This window comes from Salinispora pacifica DSM 45544 (genome assembly GCF_000378845.1).
GTDB classification, from domain to species: Bacteria; Actinomycetota; Actinomycetes; order Mycobacteriales; family Micromonosporaceae; genus Micromonospora; species Micromonospora pacifica.
This window is the reverse complement of sequence record NZ_KB905359.1, coordinates 1,301,045-1,326,553: the sequence shown is the minus strand read 5'-3', so window position 1 is coordinate 1,326,553 and position 25,509 is coordinate 1,301,045. Positions and strand designations below refer to the sequence as shown.

The following is a 25,509-nucleotide window of genomic DNA, read 5'->3' as shown; positions in this document are numbered from 1 at the left end:
GGGTCGTCGGCGCACCGGTAACACGGACGCCTCGCGGATCCGTTCGGTGCGCGGATCCGCGAGGCGTCGGGATGTGGTGGGGGGTCAGCTCACCGTGATCGTGCCGTTTGGAGAGCGGACACAGGAGACCTCACGGGAAGTCGTGGACGCGGCGCCGGTCAGGCACTGCCCGAGCACCAGGTGGCCCGCGGCGTTCGGGTGCCACGACTCCTGACACGTCTGGAAGTGATCCACGCAGGTGTTGGCGATCCGGCTGATGTCGAGCTTGTCCGCCCCGGCGAGGCTGGTGACGTAGGTGCCGCTGGGTCCATCCATCAGGCGGATGGCGGTGGCGAGGGCGTGCTGCGGACCATCCGTCGTCTCGCAGAGCCGGGCCCCGTCGAAGGCCTGCTGCACGTTGAGCAGGACCACGTCGGCGTTGGGGAACTCACTGGTGGCATCGGTGTGGACCTGGCTCACCATGGTGCCCAACCCCTGCGAGAAACGGTGGCCGGGGGCGAGGCTGGCGCGGTGGATCGGGCACCCGGCCGCGTACCGTTCGCGGCCGAGGTCGCGGAACTTGTCCCGCGTGTCGTCGCGGTTGTCCTCGGTCCAGTAGGCCTGGGCCAGTTCCTCCGGCAACGGGTTCGTGTAGTCCTGGAGGACGACCCGGTGTTCGCCGTCGGCGTCCACCTCGGCGAGCGTGCTGAGGACCTGCCGCACCGCGGCACTGGTCTCCGCGGTCGCCGCGGCGAGCTCGGCGTCGGTCGCCAGGTCGGCGTCCGAGCAGGGATCCTGTTCCACCGCCCAGGGATGTGCCCAGAATTCCCACCAGCCGGTCCAGGCATCGGCGATGAACCGGTTCGCGCACTTCTCGGCCACCTCCCCAAAGGTGAACGAGCTGTTGTTCGAACCGACGCCGATGAGGACCAGGTCGATGTCGTGGGTTTGGGCCACCGCGCGGAGCTGGTCGAGCTGGGCGGCGACCTGGCGTCCGTTCGCCCGGTCGGCGGAGGCGTTGGCGATGTCGGCCGGCTGTCCGCCGGAACAGGCGAGGTTGAAGCGGTCCTCGATGCCGGGCAGGCTAGCTTGGTGGAGTGAGGCGTTCGTCGAGCGGTGGCAGAAGTAGGCCGCGCTGTTCGATGCGGACCATCCGGGGAAGGTGCTGGTCTCCCCGTCGATATCGACCACGGGAGCGTACGCCCCGGCGCCCTCTCCGCTGATGAAGCTGTCGCCGAGCGCTACCGCGGCGGTGGGTGGCGCTCCGGCCGGAGCGGTGGGCGGTGTCTCGGCCAGAGCCGGCGATATGACCGTCGCAGAGAATGTGGTCGTGGCGACGGCGATGCCCGCCGCCAAGACGGTACGACCCAATCTGGACATGTGATCATCCCCCCATCGAGGTATATAAGATCATCGTGGAAGGATCAGAACACCCGGCGATCGCAAGTGTCAATACTCACTAGTAACTAATCTCACGGCGGAAGGTTTTGTGGTGAAAAATCCTCGGCGTCCCCGTGGCGAGGTGGGGTGCCCTGCTGGGTCGGGCCGCTCCCGACGGGAGGCCACCGGACGCGCCCGGCCGCCCGGGTGGGATACCGGCCCGGCTCGGGCCCACGGATGTGTGGTTCCGGCGTCGCAGCACTCGGGGACGCCTGTCGCCTGGGTCACGGCCGGAATCGCCGGGCAGCCCCGGCCCGTTACTCCGGTTGTGGTCGGGCGAACGGGCCCAGCGGGGCCCGTCGGGGCCTACGGCTAGGCTCGCTGCGGCGTGCCGCACCGGCCAACACCCGCTGTGCGTGGCACCATACCCGCCGAGACCTGGGAGTACGACCAGTTGACCGCAGAGCCTGAGACCCTGTATGAGGCCGACGACCTCACGCATCTCGAGGGACTGGACGCTGTCCGTAAGCGTCCGGGAATGTACATCGGCTCGACGGACAGCCGTGGCGTGGGTCACCTCGTCAACGAGATCCTCGACAACTCCACCGATGAGGGGGTCGCCGGTCACGCGACCTCCATCGAGGTGACACTGCACGCCGACGGATCGGTGCAGGTCGACGACGACGGTCGCGGTATCCCCACCGACGTGCACGCGAAGTCCGGAATATCGGGGGTCGAGCTGGTCCTCACCCGGCTGCACGCCGGTGGCAAGTTCGGCGGCTCCGGCTACAAGACCTCCGGTGGCCTACATGGCGTCGGCGCCTCGGCGGTCAACGCCCTCTCCCGGCGGTTCGACGTGACGGTCCGTCGTGGCGGCAAGATCCACACGATGTCGTTCCGGCACGGGGCGCCAGGCGCGTTCGACGGCGACGGGCCGCAGGCGCCCTTCACCGCCGGCCCGGGCCTGCAGGTGATCGGTGCGGCGAAACGTCAGCAGCGCACCGGCACCTCGATCCGCTACTGGTACGACCCACGCTACTTCGAGGTCGGCGCCACGCTGGACGCCGACGCCGTACGGATGAAGCTGCGCAACACCGCCTTCCTGGTCCCCGGGGTCAGCTACCTGCTGCGGGACCACACCGGAGCGGAGCCGGTCGAGGAGCGGTTCCACTACCCCAACGGTCTGACCGACATGGTGGACTTCCTCGCCCCGGCCGGCGACCGCCCGGTCTCCGGCACCCTGCTGGTCCGCGGCGAAGGGTCGTACCGGGAGAACGCCGCCGACGCCAACGGCGTGATGCAGGCCAATGTGCCGCGTCGCGCCGAGGTGGAGGTGGCCTTCCGCTGGGGCACCGGTTACGAGCGGACCGTGGAGTGCTTCACCAACACCATCCGCAACGCGCACGGCGGCACCCACCGCAAGGGCTTCGAGCGGGCCCTGACGCGAACCCTCGCCGAGGCCATCCGAAACACCCGTGGCCTGCTCAAGGCCAAGGAGGATCCGCCCACGCTGGACGACATCCTCGAGGGGCTGACCGCGGTCGTGCACGTGCGCATCCCGGAGCCACAGTTCACCTCCCAGACCAAGGATGAGCTCTCCACCGCCGGTATCACCAAGGTTCTCCAGCGCCTCGTCGAGCAGCACCTCAAGGCCTGGCTGGAGGAGCGCAGGACCAAGACCGAGGCGCGGACGGTCCTTCAGAAGATCGCCGACGCCGCCCGGGTTCGACTCACCCAGAAGCAGCAGAAGGAGGCGGCGCGGCGCAAGACCGCCCTGGAGGGCGCGTCGATGCCGGCGAAGCTGGTCGACTGCCGGTCCACCGGGGTGGAGCGCAGCGAGATGTTCATCGTCGAGGGGGACAGCGCCCTCGGCACGGCGCGGCTGGCCCGCTCGTCTGAGTACCAGGCGTTGTTACCGATCCGCGGCAAGATCCTCAACGTGCAGAAGGCGAACCTCCAGCAGGTGCTGGACAACGCCGAGTGCGCCGCGATCGTGCAGGTGCTGGGGGCCGGGTCGGGGCGCACCTTCGACCTCTCCGCCGTGCGGTACGGCCGGGTTCTGATCATGGCCGACGCCGACGTGGACGGCGCGCACATCAGGACGCTGCTGATCACGCTCTTCGCCCGGTACATGCGACCGCTGATCGAGGCCGGCCGGCTGTACGCGGCGATGCCGCCCCTGCACAAGATCACTACAAGGGGGCGCCGGCCGCAGACCATCTACACCTACACCCAGGAGGAGATGGAGGCGACCGTCCGGCGACTGGAGCAGGCGGGTAAGCAGATCGTCACCCCGATCCCGCGGTTCAAGGGTCTGGGCGAGATGGACGCCGACGAGTTGTGGGAGACCACGATGAACCCGGCCGGACGGGCGGTCCGCCGGATCACGCTGGAGGACGCCGAGGAAGCCGAGCGGGTCCTGGAACTGCTGATGGGGGAGAAGGTGGAGCCCCGTCGGAACTGGCTGATCGCCTCCGCCGACCGGGTCGACCGCGAGGCGATCGACGCATGAGACCCGGACCGGCCGCGGATCACGTGGGCACCGGCACGAGCACGGAAACAGTCCGAGGGGAAAGCTGAGTCATGGCACGCCGCAAGGGCCCGAAGGTCGACCTGTCCGCGTTCGATCAGGCGGGCGCCCGGGTTTTCGACAATCCGCTGGTCACCGAGGTCTCCGACTCCTACCTGGAGTACGCGTTCTCGGTCATCCACTCCCGCGCCCTGCCGGACGCCCGAGACGGGCTCAAGCCGGTGCACCGGCGCATCCTCTGGTCGATGTACGAGTCCGGCCACCGCCCGGACCGGGGGCACGTCAAGTCGGCTCGGGTGGTCGGCGACGTGATGGGCAAGTACCACCCGCACAGCGACGTGGCGATCTATGACGCGCTGGTCCGGTTGGCGCAGGACTTCTCCCTGAACGTGCCCCTGATCGACGGGCACGGCAACTTCGGTAGCCCCGACGACGGCCCGGCCGCGGCCCGCTACACCGAGGCCCGGATGTCGCGGGAGGCGATGCTGCTCGTCGGTGAGCTGGGCGAGGAGACCGTCGACCTGGGGCCGAACTACGACGGTTCGTTGACCCAGCCCACCGTGCTGCCGGCTGCCTTCCCGAACCTGCTGGTCAACGGTGCCTCGGGGATCGCGGTCGGGATGGCGACCAACATGATCCCGCACAACCTGGGTGAGGTGGTCTCCGCCGCCCGCTGGCTGATCAACCACCCGGACGCGACGCTGGACAAGCTGATGGAGTTCGTGCCGGGGCCGGACCTGCCGACCGGCGGGCTGCTGCTCGGCCTGGACGAGGTACGGCGGGCCTACGAGACCGGCCGTGGCGTGGTGCGGATGCGTGCCAAGGTGGAGATCGGCCCGATCGAGGGCAGCCGCGGCCGGCAGGCGATCACCGTCGTCGAGCTGCCCTACGGCATCGGCGCCGAGAAGGTCATCGCCGCCGTCACCAACGAGGTCACGAAGACCAAGCGGCTCACCGGGATCGCCGACGTCAAGGACCTCACCGACCGGGAGAACGGCACCCGGCTGGTCATCGAGTGCAAGGTCGGGGTGAATCCACAGGTACTCCTCGCCGACCTCTACCGGCTGACCCCGCTGGAACAGTCGTTCGGCGTCAACAATCTGGTACTGGTGGACGGTCAGCCGCAGACCCTGGGGCTGAAGGCCCTACTGGAGGTCTTCCTGTCCCACCGGTACGAGGTGGTGACCCGGCGCAGCGCGTACCGGAAGCGTCGGCGGGAGGAACGACTGCACCTGGTGGACGGGCTGCTGGTCGCGCTGCTCGACATCGACCAGGTGGTCAAGCTGATCCGGGGCAGCGAGGACGCGCAGGCCGCGAAGGAAGGGCTCATGCGGCGCTTCGGGCTCTCCGAGATCCAGGCGACTTACATCCTTGACACACCGCTGCGCCGGCTTACCCGGTACGACCGGTTGGAGCTGGAGGCCGAGCAGGAGAAGCTACGCGGCGAGATCGCCGAGTTGTCCCGGCTCCTGGACGATCCGAAGATCCTGCGGAAGGTCGTCTCCAGTGAACTGGGCGCGGTGGTGAAACAGTTCGCCGCGCCGCGCCGCACCACCCTGGTGGACGGGGATCTGAAGGAGGTGCTCGCCGCGTCCGCGCCGGCCGGCCCGCTGGAGGTCGCCGACGACCCCTGCCAGGTGATCCTCTCGTCAACTGGGCTGGTCGCCCGGACCGCCGCCGAGTCGGAGGAGGCGGTCGAGGGACATCGCCGGCATGGCCGGGTCCGGCACGACGCGGTCCGCGCCGTCGCCCACTCCACGGCCCGGGGCAGGGTACTGCTGGTCACCAGTGGCGGCCGGGCGTTCAAGGTGGACGTGCTGCCGCTGCCGGTGCTACCTGAGCAGTCCGGGACGGTCTCCCTGCGCGGTGGGATGTCCGCGGCCGAGTTGGTGCCGCTGGCGCCGGGGGAGACGGTGGTGGGGATCGCGCCGCTAGGTGCGTCCGCGGCGGGTTCGCCGGGGCTGGCGCTCGGCACCCGACACGGAATGGTGAAGGTCGCCACGCCGGACTGGCCGGTGCGCGCCGACGAGTTCGAAGTGATCACCCTCCGGGACGGGGACGAGGTGGTCGGGGCGACCTGGCTGACCGACGGAGCAGAGAGCCTCGCCTTCGTCACCTCGGAGGCGTCGCTGCTGCGCTACCCGGCGGGGTTGGTCCGTCCGCAGGGTTTGCGGGGCGGTGGCGTCGCCGGAGTCAGCCTTCCGGACGCCGCGCGGGTGGTCTACTTCGGCGCGGTCCGCACCGACGACCCCGCCCATGGCGAGCCGATGGTGGTCACCTCGACCGGCGCCACGGTGAAGGTGACACCGTTCGCGGCCTACCCGGCGAAGGGGCGGGCGACCAGCGGTGTACGTTCCCAGCGCTTCCTCAAGGGGGAGACCGAGGTGGTCGTCGCCTGGGTCGGTCCGCGTCCGGCCGGTGCCACAGCGAACGGCGAGCCGGTGGAGCTACCGGCGGCCGACCCACGCCGCGACGGCAGCGGTTTCGCCGTGCTCCTCGGCCCCGCGGTGATCGGCCATCAGATCGACCGCGACTGACCTACCGTTGGCCGGCCGGCGCGGTCGCTGCGACCAGCGCCTGGACGGCATCAGCCACGCGGGCCCGGCCTCGTCCATCCACCATGGCCCAGGCCCGTGCGGCGAGTTCGGCCCGGTGCTCGGCGGAGGCGAGCAGCTTGCGCAGGGTCCGGACGGCGCTGGTGCGGGCGGAGTTTCCGGCCGGTCCGCTGGCGGTCAGCTCGGTCAGCTCGCCGAGCCCGGCCGCGACACCCGCCCGGACCACCCGGTGGTACGAGTCGTGTTGGTTGTCGACCACGCAGACCAGCGCCGCGGGGGCACCGAGGCAGCAGAGCTCCCAGGTGGAGGTGCCGGCGGCGGAGACCACCAGGTCCGCCGCGGCGATCAGGTTCGGCAACGTGTCGGTCGGCGGCACCGTCCGCACCGTTTGCTGGGGGGCCGGGCGTAGCGTCGCCAACTCCGCCCCGATCGGGTCGCGGGCGACCACCACGGTCAGGTCCAACGGTTGTCCGGTGGCGAGTAGCAGCCGGGTCAGCGGCGGGGCGGCGCCGAACGCGTCGGTGCCGCCGAAGAAGGCGAGTACCCGGGGTCGAGCGGTCGGCGTCGGCGGGCGGGGCGCGGCTGGTCGTCGGTCGAGTATCTCCCGGCGGAGCAGGGCGTAGTTGGTGCCGGCGAGTAGCCGGTGGGCCGCTGCGTGACGGCTTGCGCCGAGGTTCTGGTCCAGGTACAGGTCGGCGTCCTGACCGCGGGTGTCCCCGTCCACCACGGCGAGGGTACGAATGCCCGCCGCCCCCAGCGCCCCGGCGCAGGCCGGGTCCAGCTCGTACGAGTCCAGGACCAGCACGTCCAACTGGTGCTCGCGGGCCACCGCCACCAACTCGCGCGGGGTGTCCGGTCCGGGGTGGTGCGGGATGCCCTGGTTGGCGAGTTGGCGGGCGGCCCAGTCCACGTCGGCCACGCTGCCGAGCAGTGTGACGTGGGCGTCTCGGGCGAGAAACTCCTCGCCCAGGGCGAGGCAGCGGATGAGGTGGCCGACGCCGCGACGCGCGCCGGCGTCGCAGCGTAACCCGACCCGGAGGGTCTTCACGCCTCCTCCAGTTGCTTCTGCCGGACGTCGGCGTTGAGGGCCCGCAGCGCTGGGTGGTCGGCCAACCAGTCAGCGAGCGTGGCCAGCGGCACGGTGACGTCACCGAAGTGGTCGGCTATCGCGCCTACCAGGGCTAGGTCCTGTTCGGTGTCGAGGGTGAGCCTCAGGTCGGAGCGGTCCGGGGTGAGAGTCACCCCGAGCACCCGGAACATCTCCGGATGGGTGTACGCGTACGAGGTGACGTGGACCCGATGGTGGTCGGTGGCGATCCGGTGCAGGGTCCGCAGCGCGTCCGCCTGGATGATCTCGACATCCATGCCGCGGGGCAGGGTTCGGGCGATTGAGGTGCTGACGTAGTCGAGGCCGGGGACCGCCTGGTAGACGTCGGCGACGAGTCGGATGATCTCCGGGTCGAGGAGGGGACAGTCGGCGGTGAAGCGGGCCACCGCGTGGCCCGGGTGCGTGTCCAACGCGCCGATGAAGCGGCTGAGGACGTCGTCCACCGGGCCGCGGTGGCAGGCGACGTCGAGCTTGGCGCACTCGTCCACGACCGCGTCGTCATCGGGCTCGGTGCTGGTGGCCACCACGAGGCCAGACAGCTTCTCGCTCTCCCGGGCGGCCCGGACCACCCGGCCGAGGACGCTGCGTCCGGCGAGTGGACGCAGCACCTTGCCGGGAAGCCGGGACGAACCCATCCGAGCCTGGACGACGCCGACGATGCCGCTCACTGCTGCCCACCCCGTACCGCCCGCTGGTTAGGCGCCTTGCGTAGGCGCCGCTTCAGCGCCCTGACGGCCCGTCTGGCCCAGCGGGCCGGGGTGATGACCAGCCGACCGAGCCGGAAGCTGACCGATCCGCTCAGCACTTTGATCATGGCGTCAGCTCGGCGTAGTGCCCGCTCCCGGCTGGTGATCAGGTCTTCGGTCCAGCGCAGCACCGCCTGGATTCGATTGAGTTCCTCGCGCTGGCGTAGCCACGCCTCGTGTAGCTGTTGGTAGCTTCGTTGGCCGGGTGGCGGCGAGTCCGGCTCCAGCGCCTCTAACTGGTCACGGAGCTCCTCCTGGCCCGCTGGGTTCAGGTCTGTTCGGGCGGCGATGAGCGCCGCCTCGGTCTCCACCGCCACCCGCACGGTGGCTCGGTCGAGGTTACGACCAGCCATCCCGCCAAGAACAACGGTGAGCCCAGCCAGGTCGAGAGTGGAAGACCAAGGGTGGGCGTAGCCGCCGGTCAGCAGGATGGCGGCGAACCGTCGGAGACCGCGGGCCAGTGCGACGTTCACCGGAAGCGGGACGGCTGCCTGCCAGCTCGGGTCGAGTACGGCAAACCGTTCCCCGTCCACCACCACGTTGTCAACCCCGGCCAGCGCCGGTGCGCCGGAGATCTGGCCGGCGACGGTGCACGAGTCGAGCCAGTGGGCGTATCCGGAGAGCAACGCACGCAGCTGGTCCAGGTCCTGCCGCAGGCAGGCGTCCAACAGCAGGGTGCGCAGGAGGCGACCAGCCGGGATCGGCCCGGTCAACGCCCTGGGGTCCCGGTACGCCGGGCCGGTCTCCGGCGTGGTTCGCAGCGGCGGCTGGGTGAGCCGCCAGTGCCAATCCTGCCCGGCGGTCACCACCTCGATTCCCCCCATGTCGAGTGGGCCGGTCTGGACCAGCGCCACCGGCAGGTCGGCCGGCTCCACCGCCGGAAGCGGGCTGCGCCGGGCGTACCCCACCCATGCCGGGGCGAGCCCCGAGGCCAGCCCCGCGTGCAGCGCGTCAACCGCCAGCCGGGCCGGGTCCTGAAGCACCGACCGGTCGGCGTACCCGTCCGCGCAGGCATTGTGGAGCATTGCGTCGAGCAGGCCGGCGGAGGTCCCCTGGTCGAGCTCCTGGGTATCCACCAGGGCGGTTATCGCCTTCGGGTGTGGATACGCCGCGAAGAAGGCGCCTGGGGTGAGGCCGGCATCGACGAGACGGCGGCGTAGCTGGTCGAGGTTGGCGGGGTGGCCGGCGTCCAGCACCCCCTCCACGGTCCACCGGTTGTCGTCCCGGGCGGCATACCAAGGGGACACGTCCACGATCCGGTGCAGACCGACGGGGTTGTCCATGCGGAGCAGCAGGGTCCCGCCCGGACGCAGCCGGTCGGCCAGCACGGCCAGCACGCCATCCCAACCGAGACGGGCTCCCTCGATGGATTCCACCGAGTCCAGTCCGGACATGGCGATAACCACGTCGTACGTCTCGTCGGCGGGCAACCCGGCCGGTCCGCCGACGATCACTCGTACCGGGAGTTCGGCCGCATGTTCGGCTAGCGCCACCCCGTCCAGGTGGCTGCGGAGCAGACAGGTCACCTCGGCGTGGGCCAGTCGGTCGAGGAAGCCGGGCGCGTGCGGCCCGGCCAGTAGTACCCGGGCGCCGGCTGGCACCACCCGGGCGCCGAGGACGCCGAGGGGTCCGCCGTCGGTCGGCTCCTCGGCAGGTAGGTCGGACCACGCCAGCATCTCGCCGCCGGGCAGCATGATCTGCTGGGCTTGGTCAGTGTCAGTCGTCAAGGTCGTTCTCCTGAAGATGCGCCCAGCCGAGCAGCTCGCGTAGCTCGGCCGGGGCGCAGCGATGGTCGGTGCCCAACTCGGCGCGGGCGATTTCGACGGCGGTGGAGAGCCGGACCGACTCGCCGTGAAGTTCCGGCCACTGTCTGCGGATCCGGGCCGTGCCGCCGAAGGTCGGATCCTCGCCGGCAAGCACCATCGGGTCACCGTAGACCGCCGGTTCGCACCCGGCGGCGATGCCGTAGAAGATGGCGCTGGTCAGCCGGTTGGAGGCGACCCGCTGGTGTCGACGCAGTTCGGTGAGCTGCTTGTCGAGGAAGAGTGGGTCGGTGTCCCGCCACCAGTGGCCGCGGTAACCGTGGCAGATGACCCGGAAGCCGGCCTTCTCGTAGAGCCTACGTACCCGGCGCATGCCGTACTCGTGCCAGTAGAGGCACACCGTCACCGGGCCGGGCTCGGTGTCCCGGATCCGGGCGATCAGTTCCTTGTGGTCGCCCTTGACGTGCTGCCCCTCCCAGCCATGGAACGGGTACCAGATGGTGCCCTCCCGTGCCGTCGGCATGGCCTTCGCCAGTGGGGGATCCTGCGGACGCAGCGCGAGCAGGTAGATGAAGGGCGCCCCGACAACGACGACGTTTCGCCGTCCCACCGCCCAGGCCCGGCGACGGGTCTGGGCGGACCAGAGCAGGCTCGGTGTTCGTTCGACGTACGGATGGCCGGGTGCCAGCCCGTCGCCGATGTTCCAGCCGTGCTGGACATAGCCGTTGATCCGGGGCGGGTGCCGATCGCCGAACCCGCAGTATCGGGCGAGCACGTGGGCGTGGCCGTAGAAGTGGTTGGCGTGATGCATCGGTTCCGTCTCAACAAGCAGTGGTCGGCGCCGGCGCCCGCAGCGCGGTGGTGAGGGCGTCAACGACCCGCTCCTGGTCGGTGTCGCTGAGTGTCGGGTACAACGGAAGGGAGAGCTGCTGGTCGTAGAACGCCTCGGCGACCGGACAGGATCCGCGCCGGTAGCCGAGATCGGCGAAGACCGGGTGCAGGTGCGCCGGAAGGTAGTTGACCTGCACGCCGATGCCGGCGGCCCGCATCCGCTCGTAGACTTCGCGCCGCCGTCCGTCAAGCACCCGGATCGGGTACAGGTGCCAGGCTGGGCGGGCCCAGTAGCGGCGGGGCGGAGGCAGCACACCGGGCAGGTCGGCGAGCGCCTCGTCGTACCGTCGGACGAGCCGTTCCCGGGCGGTGCGGAACTCATCGAGTCGGCGCAGCTGGCTGCGGCCCAGCGCACAGAGGACATCGGGTAGTCGATAGTTGAGACCGAACTCGGACACCTCCTGGTGCCAGCCGCCCTCGTCCGGCCAGCGCTGCTCGGCCCGGTCCCGGACCAGGCCGTGGTTGCGGAACCGGCGGGCACGTTCCAGCACGGCTGGGTCGGTGGCCGCGACCGCGCCGCCCTCCGCCGTGGTGAGGTTCTTCGTGGGGAAGAACGAGAAGGTGGTCAGGTCAGCCAGCGAGCCGACCGGTTGCCCGCGGTAGGCGGCACCGATGGAGTGTGCGGCGTCGGCGAGTAGGAGCGCGTCGCTGCCGGACAGGGCGGGACGGAGGGCGTCGTAGTCGGCCGGATGACCGGCGTAGTCCACTGCCGCCACCACCCGGGTCCGGGACGTGACCGCGGCGGCCGCCGCCGCCGGGTCCAGGGTGAAGGTCTCCTCCTCGACATCGGCGAAGACCACCTTGGCGCCGAGGGCCACCGCGGTGCTCGCGGTGGCCACGAAGGTCATCGGCGGCACGACCACCTCGTCTCCGGGACCGACCTCGGCCGCCGCGTAGGCGGTGTGCAGCGCGGCGGTGCCGTTGGCGACCACCGCGCAGCCGACTCCGCCGGTCCAGCGGGCCAGGTCGTCCTCGAACGCCGACACCTGGGGGCCGGTGGTGAGCCAGTCCCCACGGAGGACGGCGGCGACCGCGGTCACGTCGTCCTCGATGATGGACTGCCGGCCGTACGGGAGCATCGTCGTCACGCGGTGATTCCGAGCATGTCGCGCATCTGGTCCGGGGTGAGCCAGAGGTCGTTGCTGTCCGACTGGTAGGCGAATCCGTCTGGCGCCGGCTCACAGTCACTCGGAGGCTGGTAGCCCCAGGTGGCGATGGTCGGCTGCACGATGTACCGGTCGGCGGCGCGCAGCGTGCGGCGGCTGTCGTCCGGCGCGATCATCTCCTCGTGCAGCTTCTCGCCGGGGCGAATGCCGATCTCGTGCGTGGTGGCCTCCGGGGCGACCGCCTCCACCAGGTCGAGGATGCGCATGCTGGGGATGCGGGGCACGAACAGCTCGCCGCCCTGCATCTGCTCAAACGAGTCCAGGACGAACTGGACCGCCTGCTCCAGCGTGATCCAGAACCGGGTCATCCGCTTGTCGGTGACGGGCAGGCTCCTGCCCTCGGCGGCGAGTCGCCGGAACAGCGGCACCACCGAGCCACGGCTGCCCATCACATTGCCGTAGCGGACCACGGCGAAGCGGGTCGGGTGGCCGGCGGCGTAGTGGTTGGCCGAGATGAAGAGCTTGTCGGCGACGAGCTTTGTCGCCCCGTACAGGTTGATCGGGCTGGATGCCTTGTCCGTGGAGAGTGCGATGACCTTCTGCACGCCGGCCTCGATGGCGGCATCAACGACGTGCTGGGAGCCGGTGACGTTGGTAGCGATGAACTCCGAGGGGTTGTACTCGGCGGTATCGACCTGTTTGAGGGCGGCGGCGTGCACCACGAAGTCGATTCCATGCATTGCCCGGGTGAGTCGGTGTCGGTCCCGGATATCGCCGAGGAACCAGCGTAGCCGCGGGTCGTTGCCGAGTTCCCGACGTAATTCGTACTGCTTGAGCTCGTCTCGGGAGAGCACCACCACCCGAGCCGGTGACGCGTGGGTGAGAATATTTCGGAGAAATGCCTTGCCGAAGGAGCCGGTTCCTCCGGTGATCAGAATGGACGAACCGTCTAACACGCTCAACTTTGGTACTCCGTTCCTGCTCATGCGGCTGCCGCGCGTGGGGGTATGTGGTTAGCGCTGGGGCGTGACCGGTCGGGCGCCGTCGCTTCCCGATGCTGCACTTCGCCGTTGGCCGTGCGAATGCTAGCAGCTTTTCGGGCGGTCGCAGCAGTCCAGTTTGGCGCTCACGTTTGACGCAACTCTCTCAGCTACACTCGGCCGTCGACCCGGCCGGGTGCGTCGGGCGGTTAGGAGTGTCGCGGTGGAACTCGAACGGCTTAGAAGCGTCTTTCGGAATTCCCTGGAAATTCCGAATGAATTTCCGGTAGACGACCTGGAATATCGGGGTAACGCGCAGTGGGACTCGCTCGCGCACATGTCCCTGGTCGCCGCGATCGAGGACGAGTTCGGGGTGATGCTCGACACTGACGAGGTGATCGACCTCAGCTCCTTCAACCGCGCGCAGCAGATTCTGGAGAAGCACGGTGTCGTCCTCGCCATCTGAACTGCCGGACCCGCGGTATGCGCTGATCACTGGATCGACCCGGGGGATCGGTCGGGCCATCGCGACCCGCCTGGCCGCGGCGGGCCACGCTGTCGCCGTTCACGGCCGAACCATCGGCGACGCCGAGCAGGTCGCCGCGGCGCTGCCGGGCGGCCCGCATCTGGCGGTGCACGGTGACGTCGCGGACCCGGAGCAGGTCCGCGCGCTGATCCGGCTCGTGTTCCAGCGCTGGCGGCGGCTGGACGCGCTCGTGGTCAACGCCGGCGTGCACGCGGCGGGTCTACTTGGTTCTGTCGCCGATCCGACAATCGAACGGCTCTTCTCGGTCAACGCGGCCGGTGCCGCGCACACCCTCCAGCAGGGCGTCCGGCTGCTGCGGCGGGGGCAGCGCCCCGCGGCGGTGCTGACCGCCTCAGTGGTTGGTACGGCCGGTGCCGCGGGCCAAGCCGTCTACGCCGCCAGCAAGGCCGCGATCGAAGGGCTGACCCGGTCCGCCGCGAAGGAGCTCGGCCCGGCGGGGATCCGGGTCAACGCGGTGGCGCCCGGCTTCATCCGTACCGACCTCCTCGCTGACCTGGACGCCGAAGGCCGCGCGGCCCGGGTCGCGGCCACCCCGCTGGGGCGGCTGGGGGAGCCGGAGGAGGTCGCCGAGGTCGTGGCCTTCCTGCTGGATCCAGCGGCGAGCTTCGTGACCGGTCAGGTGGTCGGAGTGGACGGCGGTCTCACCCCGTGACCGGCCTGCTGCACCCCGACGCTCGCCTGGTGGATGCGGCAAACGGTGCCATGCTCGCCGGCGTCGACCTGCAGGACCGGGTTGCCGAGCTGGCCGCCGGGTTGGACCGGGAGCCGCCCGGAACAGTGCTGGCCGCCATGCCCACCACGGTCCCCGCGGTGCTGCGGTTCCTCGCGGCGCTGCACGCGGGTCGCCCGATCGCCCTGGTCGATCCGCGAATCGACGAGGAGCGGCTGGCCGAGTTGGCCGGTCGGTTCCGCCCGGCGGTGCTGTTCAGCGATGCCGAGCTGCTGCCCGGGTATCGCCCCGGGCCGGACCAGCGGCTGGGCGGCTACCAGCGCCGCACCGGGGAGGTCGGGCCGGCCCCGCACCCGGAGCTGGCGCTGTTGCTGACCACCTCCGGCTCGACCGGCAGCCCCAAGCTGGTCCGGCTCTCTCAGGCGGCGGTGCTGGCCAACGCCGCGGCCATCAGCGCGGCGCTGGGGATCGATGGTGCCGAGGTCGCGTCGACCAGCCTGCCGCTGCACTACACCTTTGGGCTGTCGGTGCTCACCAGCCACCTCTACGCTGGCGCCACCGTGGTGGTCGAGGAGAACGCCCTCACCACGCGGGACTTCTGGTCCAGCCTGGACCGGTATCACGTCACCTCGCTGGCCGCGGTGCCATACCAGTACGAGATGCTGCGCCGGCTTCGCTTCGACCCCGTCCGCCACCCCCGGCTACGGACGCTCACCCAGGCCGGTGGACGGCTGAATCCCGACCTGGTCGAGGACTTCCATCGCCGGATGGCCGCGGTTGGTGGCCGGTTCTTCGTCATGTACGGGCAGACCGAGGCCACCGCGCGAATGACCGTGCTGCCCGCGGACCGACTGCCCGCGAAGCTCGGCTCGGTGGGTGTTCCGGTGCACGGTGGTGCGATCACTGTCAACCCTGGCGACGGAACCGAGACGACCGATCCGGGGCGCACTGGCGAGATCGTCTACCGGGGCGCCAACGTCATGATGGGGTACGCCGAGACCGCCGCGGACCTGGCCCGGGGCGATGATCTGGGCGGGGTGCTGCGTACCGGCGACCTCGGCCGGCTGGACGACGAGGGATTCCTGTACCTCACCGGCAGGATCAAGCGGATCGCCAAGATCTTTGGGGTGCGGGTAAACCTCGACGACGTCGAGCGGTCCCTCGCGCAGCATGGCCCGGTCGCCGCCGTGGCCGGCCCAGACCGCTTGGTGTTGGTCGCTGAGGGCGCCGACGACGACCGACTGGCCCGGATTCGGACCGAGGCCGCCGTGGGGCTTGGCACCCACTCCTCCGGCATCCTGGTCCGCAGCGTTGCCGCGCTGCCGCTGACCGCCACCGGAAAGCCTGACTACCGAGCCCTGGAGGACCAGTGCTGACCGACGTGTTCACGCTGCCCCAGCCCGACAAGGAGAAGCGACTACGTGACGAGCTGAACGCCCTGGTGTCGCACCATCGGCGGTCCTGCCCGCCGTACGCCCGGATCCTGGAGGCACTCGATCTGCGCGGCGAGGCGGCGACTGTGGCCGAACTGCCCTGGCTGCCGGTCCGGCTGTTCAAGACCAGAAAGCTGGTGAGTGTTCCGGAAGATCAGGTGATCCGGGTGCTCACCTCCAGCGGAACGACCGGCGAGGTGAGCCGGATCCACCTCGATCGCGCGGCGGCGGCCACCCAGTCCCGGATGCTCGCCCGGACCCTCGCGACGGTGCTCGGCCCGCGCCGGCTGCCAATGCTGGTGGTGGAGGGTCGGGGCGTGGTCGGCGACCGCCGCTCCTACTCTGCGCGGGGCGCGGGTGCCCTCGGCATGGTGAACTTCGGTCGGGACCACCACTGGCTGCTTGACGCCGACGATCGACCGGACGTCGAGGCGCTGCGGGCCTTCCTGGACCGGCACGGTCGTACGCCCTTCCTGATCTTCGGGTTCACCTTCATGGTCTGGACCTACCTCTACGAGGTGGCCCGCGAGCACGGACTGGACCTTTCCCAGGGCATCCTGGTGCACTCCGGCGGCTGGAAGAAGCTCGCCGACCGGGCGGTCGACAACGCCGAGTTCCGTCGCCGCTTCGGCGTGGACACCGGTCTGACCCGGATCCACAACTTCTACGGGATGGTCGAGCAGATCGGCACCGTCTTCCTGGAGGGGCCGGAGGGCGGCTCGCTCTACTGCCCGGACTTCGCCGATGTGATCATCCGGGACCCGGTGACCTGGCAGGAGGCGCCGGTGGGCACGCCAGGGATCATCGAGGTGCTGAGTACCCTGCCCACCTCGTACCCCGGGCAGGTGCTGCTCACCGAGGACCTTGGCGTGGTGCATGGAATCGACGACGGGCACTGGCCCGGTAAGCGCTTCGGCGTGCTCGGCCGGTTACCCCGCGCTGAGGCGCGTGGCTGCAGCGACACCTATCCGGGAGGTACGCCATGACGCTACGGATGCGTTTCCCCGTCGGCGAGACCATCTCCGTGTCGGACCTGCTGGCACCGGACGAGGCGGAGCCGTTGGCCGTCGGAGATCCGCGGATGGTGGACTTCCTGGCCACGGTCGCCAACCGGCTACTCACTCCGGCGCTGGCCCGGCGGCACCCCGAGCTGGGGTCCCTCGGCTTCTTCCTCCGCCGTCGGGAATTGCTGGGCGCGATCGAGCGGCTGCACTCCACGCTCGGGCCGGACACGCTCGTGTTCCCCCGCGGGCGGGTGTTCCACGTCCCACCAGCCAATGTAGACACCATCTTCGTCTACTCGTGGGCGCTCTCCGCGCTGGCGGGTAACACCAACGTGGTCCGGGTGTCGCCGCGGTCCGCGGCGGCCGCCGAGACGGTACTCGAGGTGCTCAACGCCAGCCTCGCCGAGGCTGACCCGGTGGTGGCGCGTACCCAGCACATGGTCACCTACGGCCACGATGACGCGGTGACCGCCGAGTTGAGCGCCACCAGCGACCTGCGCGTCCTCTGGGGCGGGGACCGGGCGGTGGAGAACCTTCGACGGCATCCACTCGCGCCGGCAGCCCGGGACCTCACCTTCCCTGATCGGTCCTCCTTCGCCATGCTGTCGGTGTCCGGCTGGGCGGCGGCGTCGGCGCGACGGCGGCGGGACGCGGCCAACGCGTTCGCCAACGACGCGTACTGGTTTGATCAGGCGGCCTGCGCCTCGCCACGTACCGTCTTCCTGGTCGGCGCGGCGGAGCAGGCTGAGGAGGTCCGCGCCGAGTTCGTCGCCCTGCTGGACGGCGTGGTCCGGGAGCGCGGCTGGGACGTGGACGCGGCGATGGCGGTGGAGCAGCGGGTCGGTGCGTACGGGCTGGCTGCCGACGGGGGCGTGCGGCGGATGGTCTTCCACCGCAATGCCCTGGCAACCCTGGAACTGGCCGAGGTCTCCGCCACCCCGCGGCACTGGCTGGGCGCCGGCACCTTCCCCTTCGTCACAGTGTCGGACCTGACGGAGTTGGTGCCGTTCGTGCGTCGCCGCGACCAGACCCTCACCCACTTCGGTTTTGCTCGGGACGAGCTGACGGCGCTGGCCCGGAGCCTGGGGGGACGAGGAATAGACCGGATCGTGCCGTTCGGCGCGGCGTTGACCTTCGCTCCGGTGTGGGACGGCCACGATTTGCTGCGGGAGTTCGTTCGGCTGGTCACAGTCAACTGCTGAGGACAGCTGGGGCCCGGGTGATCATCACCTCGGGCCCCTTCGAGTCCGATCAGATCTGCTCCCAGCCCAACGGGGTGCCGCGTTCCACGTCCCGGGTGAAGGTGCGCCCGAGTACCCGGTCCAACTCGTCCGGGTGCAGGCCCCCGGCCGGTCGGATGGACCGGATGTTCGCGCGGGTAACCGGCTCTCCGGCCCGCACCTCGGCGACCACATGCAGCGAGCGACGGAAGCGCAGGCCCTCACGTTCGGTGGGGGTGGGGCCGACCACCGCACTGCCCATCGCCGTCCAGGCGCGCTCGGTCTCCACCCGCAGCGCGGCCAGCTCGGCCGGTTCCAGCGAGAAGTCCGAGTCCACGCCCCCGTCGGCCCGGGCCAGCGTGACATGCTTCTCGACCAGGCAGGCCCCCAACGCCACCGAGGCCACTGGTACCCCGATCCCGGGTGTGTGGTCGGAGAGGCCGACCGGCAAGCCGAAGGCGTCGGCCAGCACCGGTATGCGGCGCAGGTTACTGTCCTGCGGAGGCGCCGGGTAGGAGGCGGTACAGGCGAGGAGCACCACGCCGTCGGCACCCCCCTCCTGGGCCGCCCGGACCGCGGCGTCGATCTCCGCCATCGTGGCCATCCCCGTGGAGATGACCAGGGGTTTGCCGGTACTCGCGACCAGCCGGATCAACGGCAGGTCGACCAATTCCGACGAGGCGATCTTGTACGCCGGAGCGTTCAGCTCCTCCAGCAGCTCCACCGCGGTGTGGTCGAACGGCGAGGAGAAGACCGTCAGTCCGTGCTGGCGGGCCCGCTCGAAGAGCGGCCCATGCCACTCGTACGGCGTGTGCGCCCGCTGAAAGAGCTGGTAGAGGTTCTCGCCGCCCCACAGGTCATGCCCATCGGAGATACGAAAGGCCGGGCTGTCGTGGTCGATGGTGATGGTGTCCGGTGTGTACGTCTGCAACTTGAGTGCCTGGGCGCCGCTCGCCGCCACCGCGTCCACGATCTCCAGTGCCCGGTCCAGGCTGCCGTTGTGGTTACCGGAAACCTCGGCAACCACGAGTGGCGGCTCGCCGGGCCCGACCAGGTGCGGCCCGATCTTTACTGTGCTGCTCATGCTCTCCTGCTCAGTTCTGTCCACACCACCTGGTGTGGTCTACCGTCAATGTCCCGTTCATAGCGCCGGACGACCCGGAACCCGAAGCGGCGGTGTAGCGCCAGTACTGGTTGGTTGTCGGCCAGGGTCTCGCCGCCGAGGGTTTGGGCCGCGAGTGACCCGAAGGCGTGCTCGATCGCGGCCTGCTGCAGCCCGATCCAGGCGGGTAGCAGCTCACCGCGTTCCTCAAGGCCCACAATGTCCAGGTAGAACCCCCAGGTCAGGGCCTTGTCCTGGGAGGCGACACCGGTGAAGGTCACGACGCCGGCCGACCTCCCACCGTGCAGATAGATGAGCACCCGGCGGTCGGGCTCGTCCCGCACCGTCGACCACCAGGCCAGGTGTTCCTCCGGAGCGATCTCGTGCTGGGTCAGGCTCGTGCCGCGTACCTGGGGGTGGTTGCGCCAGCGCCGCATCCGGTCGAGGTCTCCGGAGTCAGCCGGACGCAGGGTGGCGGTCATCGGGAAGCCGTCAGTGGGTCAGGCTGCTGCTCGGCGGAGACCGCCGTACGGCCGGCAGGCGGGACGGTGCTGGCCTTCGACGGAGGCCGCCTGGCGAGCCGATGCGCGGTGCGCAGCGCGGTGTAGAGCAGGTAGCTGTTCGCCGCAAGGAGGCGATGCTTGAGGCCCCGCACCCCGCCGGGGCGAGGATAGCCGCCAGCCGGCCGGTAGCGCTGGTACTGGGTGGCCGCCTCACGGAAGAAGGGGCGACGCAGCTTCGCGGGCATTCGATGGTCGTTGCCCACCACCACGAGCAGGTGACTGACCATCAACCCGAACAGGTCGGCGTGCAGTTTGGTCTCCTGGGGGTAGGCGGTAGACAACCATTCGAATAGTCGATTGTATTGGTTGAACGCGTCGAAGTGTCGTTCGCTGGGGGTGGCGGTGATCGCGCCGGGTCGGCCCAGGCGGTAGTAGTAGCAGACCCGATTGAGCACCGTGATCCGCTCCGCCGAGATAAGCAGCGGGTGGCTGAATGGGATGTCCTCGTACCAGCCGGGGAAGAAAAGCAGGCCCAGGTTGTCGAGGAAGGTGCGGCGGACCACCTTGTTCCAGGCGGTGTGCTGGACTCGGAGCAGCTCCGGGCGCTCGGTCAGCCGGACGCAGCGGTCCACCCCCCGGAGTAGCGGGCTGCTGGCGTCGGGCTCTTCGCGGCCGTCGTGGTATACGCGGAGATGGTCCAGTAGCAGCACGTCCGGTCGATCGGCGCGCAGTCGCTCCAACACCGCTGAGACCGAGCCTGGCGGCAGCCAGTCGTCGCTGTCCACGAACCAGACGTATCGGCCGGTCGACGCCTTCAGCCCAGCGTTGCGGGCCAGGCCGAGCCCCACGTTGTTCGGCAGGGTGACCGTACGCGTCGCCGGTCGGCGGGTGGCGTAGGCGTGCAGCAAATCGCCGCACCGGTCGGGAGAGGCGTCATCAACCGCGACCACCTCTACGTCGGCGGCGTCGGCGTCGTTCAGCCCGCCAAGGATCGAGTCGAGGCAATCATATAAATATTCCTCAACGCGATATACGGGGACGATCACGCTCAGCAGTGGCTGTCGAGTATTGGTGACCACCCGGAGAGGTTAGCGGGAACGAGTGGCGGACTGTTGGTGCACGGGATGAGATTTCCTTGAACGGTTTTGGAGCGCTAGGTTAAGAAAAAGGTTCTTCGCGACTCGGTCCGTCCTACCCGATAGGGACAACATGAGCTCCCCTCCCTTTGGGGCAAGGGCAAGGGCAGGGGGTGTCGCCCGGCCAGGGCCCACCCGTGTTCCCGGACGACCTGGAGTGCGTGGTCCTGATCGCGAGGAGAGACTGTCGAGCCGGGGCTGACCCCGCCACGCGCCGCCTTCCTGATCGCGGGGCAACGCCACCGGTGGGGAGATCCGGCCAGCCAGAAGCGCCGTTCGACGGCTTGGTTCAGGAATCCTTCGGCTTCTCGATGGCTTCGTGCTGGTCCGGCCCGGCCGGAGGGCGAACCGAAGGGTGCCCTGCTGCGTTGGTAGGTCGGCCAGTCCTGGCCGGTCGGCGACCTGGGGGTATGTCCAGGGGCTGGATTCGGCGAAGGTGCCGCCGGTACTGCGGTCGCCTTGCGGCTCGCGTGGACCCGACTCTATGAGGTCGATCATAGTTTGACCGAACCGGTCAAGCGCCTCAGACTGTTCGACCAACGCAGTAATCCTGTCGCAGATTTCGGTAAACCGTCCTGTTCCTGACCAGAAGTGCCGTGACCGCTCACCGTCCCATTGATTCGGAGCCGGAGACACTGTCCGAAAATCTTTGCCATGATCAATGTTTCAGCAGGTCAGGGAGGGTTGGCAGTGTTGTGGCTGGCCAGTAGTGTCGGCGCGTCCGGTGCGGTCAACGTTCGCAGGAGGCGACGCCGTGCCGACCCGCTCAATTGCCGAAAGGTGAACCGGGGACCCGTTCTACCTGGGGTGAATCCGCGAGTTTCGCGGTAGGGCGCACTTCCCGTCCGAATCCGTCAGCTAACCCGGTCGGCGGTATCGGAAGGAGTCTTTTAGTGCAGCATTATTCCGCTCAGTGGGCATTACACCGACACGGTGCTGCGGTGTCCGTGCCCGTCTGGCCTACCGCCGGGCGCTGACCCATCCCGCACAGCCCGGCGACTGACCGGGCGTACTCCCCTCGTGGCCACCGGCGCACGAATTTCGGATCCGTGCGGCCCGCCTCTGCCTGCCCACCCAACGGCGCGGTGCGCCACAGCCCCCCGACAGCCTGTGGAGGAACCCGTGAAACATCGCCTGAAACGACAGCTCCGCCGTCTGACCCCGGAGCGCCCGTACCAGTTGGCCGCCGCTTCGGCTGCCGTCCTCGTACTGGCCACCGGTGCCGGCGCCCTCGCCGTTGGCGGCGACGAGGACTCCATCTCGCCGGTGCCCGTCACCGCCGCCTCCGAGGCCGGCAGCGACCTCGCTGACTCGGGCCCAGAGGCGGTCGCGGTCAACGCCGCGCCTCCGAGTGCTGAGCCGTCGACTGCTGAGCCGTCGAGTGCTGAGCCGTTGAGTGCGCCAACGGCAGACCCGGACCTGACCGAGGAGGCGGCACCGGAGCCACCGACGTCCAAGGTGCTGGAGTATGACTACCAAGCGCAGATCAACTTCTACTACTGCGGCCCCGCCGCCGTCCGGAACGCCCTCAGCGCTACCGGCGTTGCGCGGACGCAGGATGAACTCGCTGGCCCGCTCGGCACCGACCAGTTCGGCACCGACTCGGCCGAGGACACCACGCGGGTGCTCAATGCCGAGGTGGCAGGGGAGCCTTACCAGACCCGGATGATCTCGGGCGGCTCGGCCACCCCGGCGCAGATGGACCAACTTCAGGCCGACGTGGTCAAGGCCATCTCCGAGGACCGGAGCGTGGTGGTGAACATCGCCGGCTCCGCCACCGACACCGCCGGCGGATGGCACTCCTTCCCGGGCGGTCACTACGTCGCCGTGGTCGGATACGACGACGATGGTCGTCTGGTGCAGATCGCCGACTCGGCGAATCCAGCGACCAGCTCGTACTGGATGACCACGATCGCCCTGGCGAACTGGGCCGCGACGCGCGGCTACTCCGCCTGACCGATCGTGCCTGGCGGGCACCGAACCCCTTCCAGGTTCGGTGCCCGCCGCCTTCGCTTCCGATCGGGCAGCCGTGCCTGCGCATTGCGAGCGGTCGACCTGGCCCGTGAGTCTGGGGTGAGTGCGGATACGGCGCCTGGCCTGGCGATGTGGTGAGCCACCAGGCCGTCGCGTTCGTGCTGGTCAGACGTGGGCGGGGTAGCGCTGGTGGCGTACGCAGGTTGTCGGCCAGTCGGACGTAGCGGCCTTGCCGGTCGGGGGTCGGCACCGGCCCTCGGCGGCCTGCGGCCTTACCAAGGACTCTCCGCCTCGCGCCCGCTGCGGAGCTTTCGAGGCTTAGCCGAGGCGAAGCCCCGATCAGTAGTCCAGACAATGACGGCAAGGTCTCACTCGCCGGTCAGTCTTGACCTGGGGGAATCAGCGCCAGGTTGCGGGTGCTTCCAGCCGGCACCGGATTCGTGGCAGGATGCCGGTGCGATTGACAGTCCTGCCCACCACACAACCTGCGGCGGCTCGTCGCGGACGCTTGCCAGGCTACGTCACCCTGGCTAGTGGGATCACGAGGTCCCAGCGGGGTCACCACCGCGCTCGACTTTCCTTCAGGCACATACGCACGAAATCCCTGCGATCAGGCCACAAGCCCATGACTGGCCGCAGGAGCGGACGGTGCGACAAGCTTTGGCGGTGTCCTGGCGGAGCCTGTAGGCTTCCGCGCTGATGCCGGTATGTCGTGGTCGTTCGCGGCACTTGAATGCCGGGCGGGGATCCCCGATCCTACCGGACGGGAGCAGGGCTGGGAGGATCTGCTGGTGAATCTATGGCGAGTGGTGCGGATGACGGTTCCCCGCCAGTTACGGCGACGAGCGATTCGCGTCGTTCCGCCAACGCATCGACTCTGGCTTGTCCGACGGGTGGTGCGGATGCCGCAGGCGCGCGTGCTGAACGTGCGCCCTGGGACTGACCTGGTAAAGGTGCGGAACGGCGCAGGTCGTCCGGGGACGGTCGCTCGGGTCGACGCCGCGGCATCGCCGCTGGAGGCCCGTCGCGCCAACATCAACCAAGTGGTGGACGTGCTCGAACATGCGGGCGTGCCCTACTTCAGAGTGCCACAGGAGCAGGTGGGGCGTACCGTGCTCGGCGTTCCTGATTCTTGGCGGGACCGGGTGGAAACGCTGGTGCATGGTCAGTTGGCCGGCGAGGGTGCGCGGGTGGAGACCGTCGAGACCGGCTCAGGGTCCGCGCAGGGCGGACCGGCGCGGGTGGTACGGGTTTGTTGGCCCGTCACCGATCCGCAAGGCAACCTGGTCCTGGGTGATGAGTACGCCTGTGAGATTGAGTTTTGGCAAGAGCAGGACGATCAGCTCGTCGCACCCCGTTTGAATCCATCAGTCAACGTGCTGTCGGCCGACGCGCCGATCATGGAGGCTCCCGAGGCCACCTTCGATGGGTACTGGGGTAAAGGGTCAACAAGTCGCTATCGCACGCGTCGTCCCTTTCTTGTCAAGCCCCTGGATGTGGTGGACTTTCCGATCGATGTCGTCTACACCTGGGTTAACGGCGCTGACCCCGATTGGCTGGCGCGTAAGAACCAGGCGTTGGTAGAGAACGGATGGGTCGGCGTTAATCGGCTGGCGGCGAACGGGTCACGGTTCGTGTCCCGGGACGAGCTGCGCTATTCAATGCGTTCGCTGGACTACTACGCCCCCTGGGTGCGGAACGTCTTCCTAGTGACTGACGACCAAGTGCCCGAGTGGTTGAACCTCGACAACCCAAAGCTGAGACTGATCAGTCATCGTGAAATCTTCGGCGACACCGGCCGGTTACCGACCTTCAATTCCCATGCTATCGAATCGCGGCTACACCGCATTCCTGGACTGGCCGAGCAATTCATTTACCTCAACGATGATGTCTTCTTCGGCCGTCCCGTGAGGCCGCAGATGTTCTTTACTCACGGTGGCAACAGTCGGGTCTTCCTGTCGAGGCATCGGGTCGACTCCGGGCCACCCCTTGCCGATGAGCCGCCGGTCAGTTCCGCCGGTAAGAACAACCGGGCCCTGATCGAGCGGGAGTTCGGTCGCTTTCTGGCGCAGAAGACGAAGCACACGCCGCATGCGGCCCGTCGGAGCGTCCTTGAGGAGATCGAGCGGCGATGCCCCGAGGAGGTTCTGGGTACCGCTGGGCATCAGTTCCGTCATTCAGCGGACATCTCAATGGTGTCGTCCCTGCAGCACTATTGGGCATACCTGACCAATCGGGCGGTGCAGGGGAGTATCAGGTACATGTATACGGATCTTGCTAATCCGGCCACTCCCATTCGGCTGGCAAATCTCCTAAGGCACCGGAACTACGATGTCTTTTGCCTGAACGACACCGACGCCGAAGGGATTTCGGTGCGGGAGCAGGCGGCGCTGCTAAAGGGATTCCTTCCAGCCTACTATCCGTTCCGGTCACAGTACGAGATTGGCGCTTCATCTGATCCCTGCCAGGGGAATCTGCCACACGAACTACGTTCGGCCGAGTTGACGACCCCGACACCGCAGTGATCCAGGGTGTACCCGTGCGGCTAACCCAGACGGCGGGTACACCAGCCGGTGTGCGGCTTCGGTGCAGGATTGGTCGACCCGCGGGGGGTCGGTCACCCAGAAGGTTTCGGTGACGCCGTTGTCGTAGGGCAGGCCTCGTCGAGTCGTGCAGGTTGGTCGCGGAGAGCAGGCCGGTGTCGGCGACCATGACCATGATCTGAATCTGGTGGCGGGCCTGAACTGACGGATGACTGGCGGCAACATGAGCGTCTCGGTCGCTCTGCGAATTTAGCGGGTTGAGGTCGAACAGGGCCGCGTCACCCCGGCTGGGCGGACAAACGTCGCCTTTAGCGCAACCGGCCCGAGTTCGAGCTCACT

Annotated in this window: 19 protein-coding genes and 1 riboswitch; of the genes, 9 read left to right on the top strand and 10 right to left on the bottom strand. The window is 69.0% G+C overall.

Annotation, left to right across the window (positions count from 1 at the left end; translation table 11 throughout):
* Positions 1-84: 84 nt before the first annotated feature.
* Positions 85-1,359 carry an SGNH/GDSL hydrolase family protein gene (locus SALPAC3_RS0105945; RefSeq protein WP_018220351.1) on the bottom strand — a complete coding sequence of 425 codons (1,275 nt, stop codon included), beginning with the start codon at positions 1,357-1,359 and terminating at the stop codon, positions 85-87.
* Positions 1,360-1,771: 412 nt separating this feature from the next.
* Here SALPAC3_RS0105945 and SALPAC3_RS0105940 point away from each other — a divergent pair, with 412 nt between their 5' ends.
* A complete protein-coding gene (locus tag SALPAC3_RS0105940; protein ID WP_018220350.1) occupies positions 1,772-3,871 on the top strand; it encodes a DNA gyrase/topoisomerase IV subunit B in 2,100 nt (699 codons plus the stop codon).
* 71 nt (positions 3,872-3,942) lie between these two features.
* Positions 3,943-6,426, top strand: a complete 2,484-nt coding sequence (locus tag SALPAC3_RS0105935) for a DNA gyrase/topoisomerase IV subunit A (RefSeq protein ID WP_018220349.1) — start codon at positions 3,943-3,945, stop codon at positions 6,424-6,426.
* Position 6,427: 1 nt separating this feature from the next.
* Here the strand turns inward: SALPAC3_RS0105935 and SALPAC3_RS0105930 are convergent, their stop codons facing one another.
* Genes SALPAC3_RS0105930 through pseB form a run of 6 tightly spaced genes read right to left on the bottom strand, consistent with a single transcriptional unit; the run spans position 6,428 to position 13,014 of the window.
* Positions 6,428-7,492 (bottom strand): PseG/SpsG family protein, encoded by a 1,065-nt coding sequence (locus SALPAC3_RS0105930; RefSeq protein ID WP_018220348.1) that lies wholly within the window; start codon positions 7,490-7,492, stop codon positions 6,428-6,430.
* On the bottom strand, positions 7,489-8,220 hold the full coding sequence (locus SALPAC3_RS0105925; RefSeq protein ID WP_018220347.1) for a cytidylyltransferase domain-containing protein: 732 nt from the start codon (positions 8,218-8,220) through the stop codon (positions 7,489-7,491). The genes SALPAC3_RS0105930 and SALPAC3_RS0105925 overlap by 4 nt, the downstream gene beginning before the upstream one ends.
* Positions 8,217-9,992 carry a class I SAM-dependent methyltransferase gene (locus SALPAC3_RS0105920; protein ID WP_033774816.1) on the bottom strand — a complete coding sequence of 592 codons (1,776 nt, stop codon included), beginning with the start codon at positions 9,990-9,992 and terminating at the stop codon, positions 8,217-8,219. The genes SALPAC3_RS0105925 and SALPAC3_RS0105920 overlap by 4 nt, the downstream gene beginning before the upstream one ends.
* 22 nt (positions 9,993-10,014) lie before the next feature.
* Complete coding sequence (locus tag SALPAC3_RS0105915; RefSeq protein ID WP_018220345.1) at positions 10,015-10,872, bottom strand: hypothetical protein; 858 nt, start codon at positions 10,870-10,872, stop codon at positions 10,015-10,017.
* Positions 10,873-10,882: 10 nt separating this feature from the next.
* On the bottom strand, positions 10,883-12,031 hold the full coding sequence (locus tag SALPAC3_RS0105910; RefSeq protein ID WP_198290362.1) for a DegT/DnrJ/EryC1/StrS family aminotransferase: 1,149 nt from the start codon (positions 12,029-12,031) through the stop codon (positions 10,883-10,885).
* Positions 12,032-12,036: 5 nt separating this feature from the next.
* Positions 12,037-13,014, bottom strand: a complete 978-nt coding sequence (pseB, locus tag SALPAC3_RS0105905; RefSeq protein WP_018220343.1) for a UDP-N-acetylglucosamine 4,6-dehydratase (inverting) — start codon at positions 13,012-13,014, stop codon at positions 12,037-12,039.
* 247 nt (positions 13,015-13,261) lie between these two features.
* Between pseB and SALPAC3_RS0105900 the strand changes: the two genes are divergently transcribed.
* Genes SALPAC3_RS0105900 through SALPAC3_RS0105880 form a run of 5 tightly spaced genes read left to right on the top strand, consistent with a single transcriptional unit; the run spans position 13,262 to position 17,894 of the window.
* On the top strand, positions 13,262-13,504 hold the full coding sequence (locus SALPAC3_RS0105900) for an acyl carrier protein (RefSeq protein ID WP_018220342.1): 243 nt from the start codon (positions 13,262-13,264) through the stop codon (positions 13,502-13,504).
* Positions 13,485-14,237: an SDR family NAD(P)-dependent oxidoreductase gene (locus SALPAC3_RS0105895; protein ID WP_018220341.1), complete on the top strand. Its 753-nt coding sequence runs from the start codon at positions 13,485-13,487 to the stop codon at positions 14,235-14,237. Before SALPAC3_RS0105900 ends, SALPAC3_RS0105895 begins: the two co-directional genes overlap by 20 nt.
* Positions 14,234-15,631: an AMP-binding protein gene (locus SALPAC3_RS0105890; protein WP_018220340.1), complete on the top strand. Its 1,398-nt coding sequence runs from the start codon at positions 14,234-14,236 to the stop codon at positions 15,629-15,631. Before SALPAC3_RS0105895 ends, SALPAC3_RS0105890 begins: the two co-directional genes overlap by 4 nt.
* Positions 15,625-16,674: a LuxE/PaaK family acyltransferase gene (locus SALPAC3_RS0105885; protein ID WP_018220339.1), complete on the top strand. Its 1,050-nt coding sequence runs from the start codon at positions 15,625-15,627 to the stop codon at positions 16,672-16,674. Before SALPAC3_RS0105890 ends, SALPAC3_RS0105885 begins: the two co-directional genes overlap by 7 nt.
* Positions 16,671-17,894, top strand: a complete 1,224-nt coding sequence (locus tag SALPAC3_RS0105880; protein ID WP_018220338.1) for an acyl-CoA reductase — start codon at positions 16,671-16,673, stop codon at positions 17,892-17,894. The genes SALPAC3_RS0105885 and SALPAC3_RS0105880 overlap by 4 nt, the downstream gene beginning before the upstream one ends.
* 49 nt (positions 17,895-17,943) lie before the next feature.
* On the opposite strand, the gene pseI is transcribed toward SALPAC3_RS0105880, so the two are convergent.
* From pseI to SALPAC3_RS0105865, 3 genes are read right to left on the bottom strand one after another with little or no spacing between them, the layout of a single operon-like run.
* Positions 17,944-18,996: a pseudaminic acid synthase gene (gene pseI, locus SALPAC3_RS0105875; RefSeq protein ID WP_018220337.1), complete on the bottom strand. Its 1,053-nt coding sequence runs from the start codon at positions 18,994-18,996 to the stop codon at positions 17,944-17,946.
* On the bottom strand, positions 18,993-19,496 hold the full coding sequence (locus SALPAC3_RS0105870; protein WP_018220336.1) for a GNAT family N-acetyltransferase: 504 nt from the start codon (positions 19,494-19,496) through the stop codon (positions 18,993-18,995). The genes pseI and SALPAC3_RS0105870 overlap by 4 nt, the downstream gene beginning before the upstream one ends.
* Positions 19,493-20,596 carry a glycosyltransferase family 2 protein gene (locus SALPAC3_RS0105865; protein ID WP_026185275.1) on the bottom strand — a complete coding sequence of 368 codons (1,104 nt, stop codon included), beginning with the start codon at positions 20,594-20,596 and terminating at the stop codon, positions 19,493-19,495. Before SALPAC3_RS0105865 ends, SALPAC3_RS0105870 begins: the two co-directional genes overlap by 4 nt.
* An 810-nt stretch (positions 20,597-21,406) precedes the next feature.
* Positions 21,407-21,541: riboswitch (cyclic di-AMP (ydaO/yuaA leader) on the top strand.
* A gap of 222 nt (positions 21,542-21,763) precedes the next feature.
* Between SALPAC3_RS0105865 and SALPAC3_RS0105860 the strand changes: the two genes are divergently transcribed.
* Positions 21,764-22,609: a C39 family peptidase gene (locus SALPAC3_RS0105860; RefSeq protein ID WP_026185274.1), complete on the top strand. Its 846-nt coding sequence runs from the start codon at positions 21,764-21,766 to the stop codon at positions 22,607-22,609.
* A gap of 911 nt (positions 22,610-23,520) precedes the next feature.
* A complete protein-coding gene (locus SALPAC3_RS0105855) occupies positions 23,521-25,152 on the top strand; it encodes a stealth family protein (RefSeq protein ID WP_018220333.1) in 1,632 nt (543 codons plus the stop codon).
* Positions 25,153-25,509: the final 357 nt, after the last annotated feature.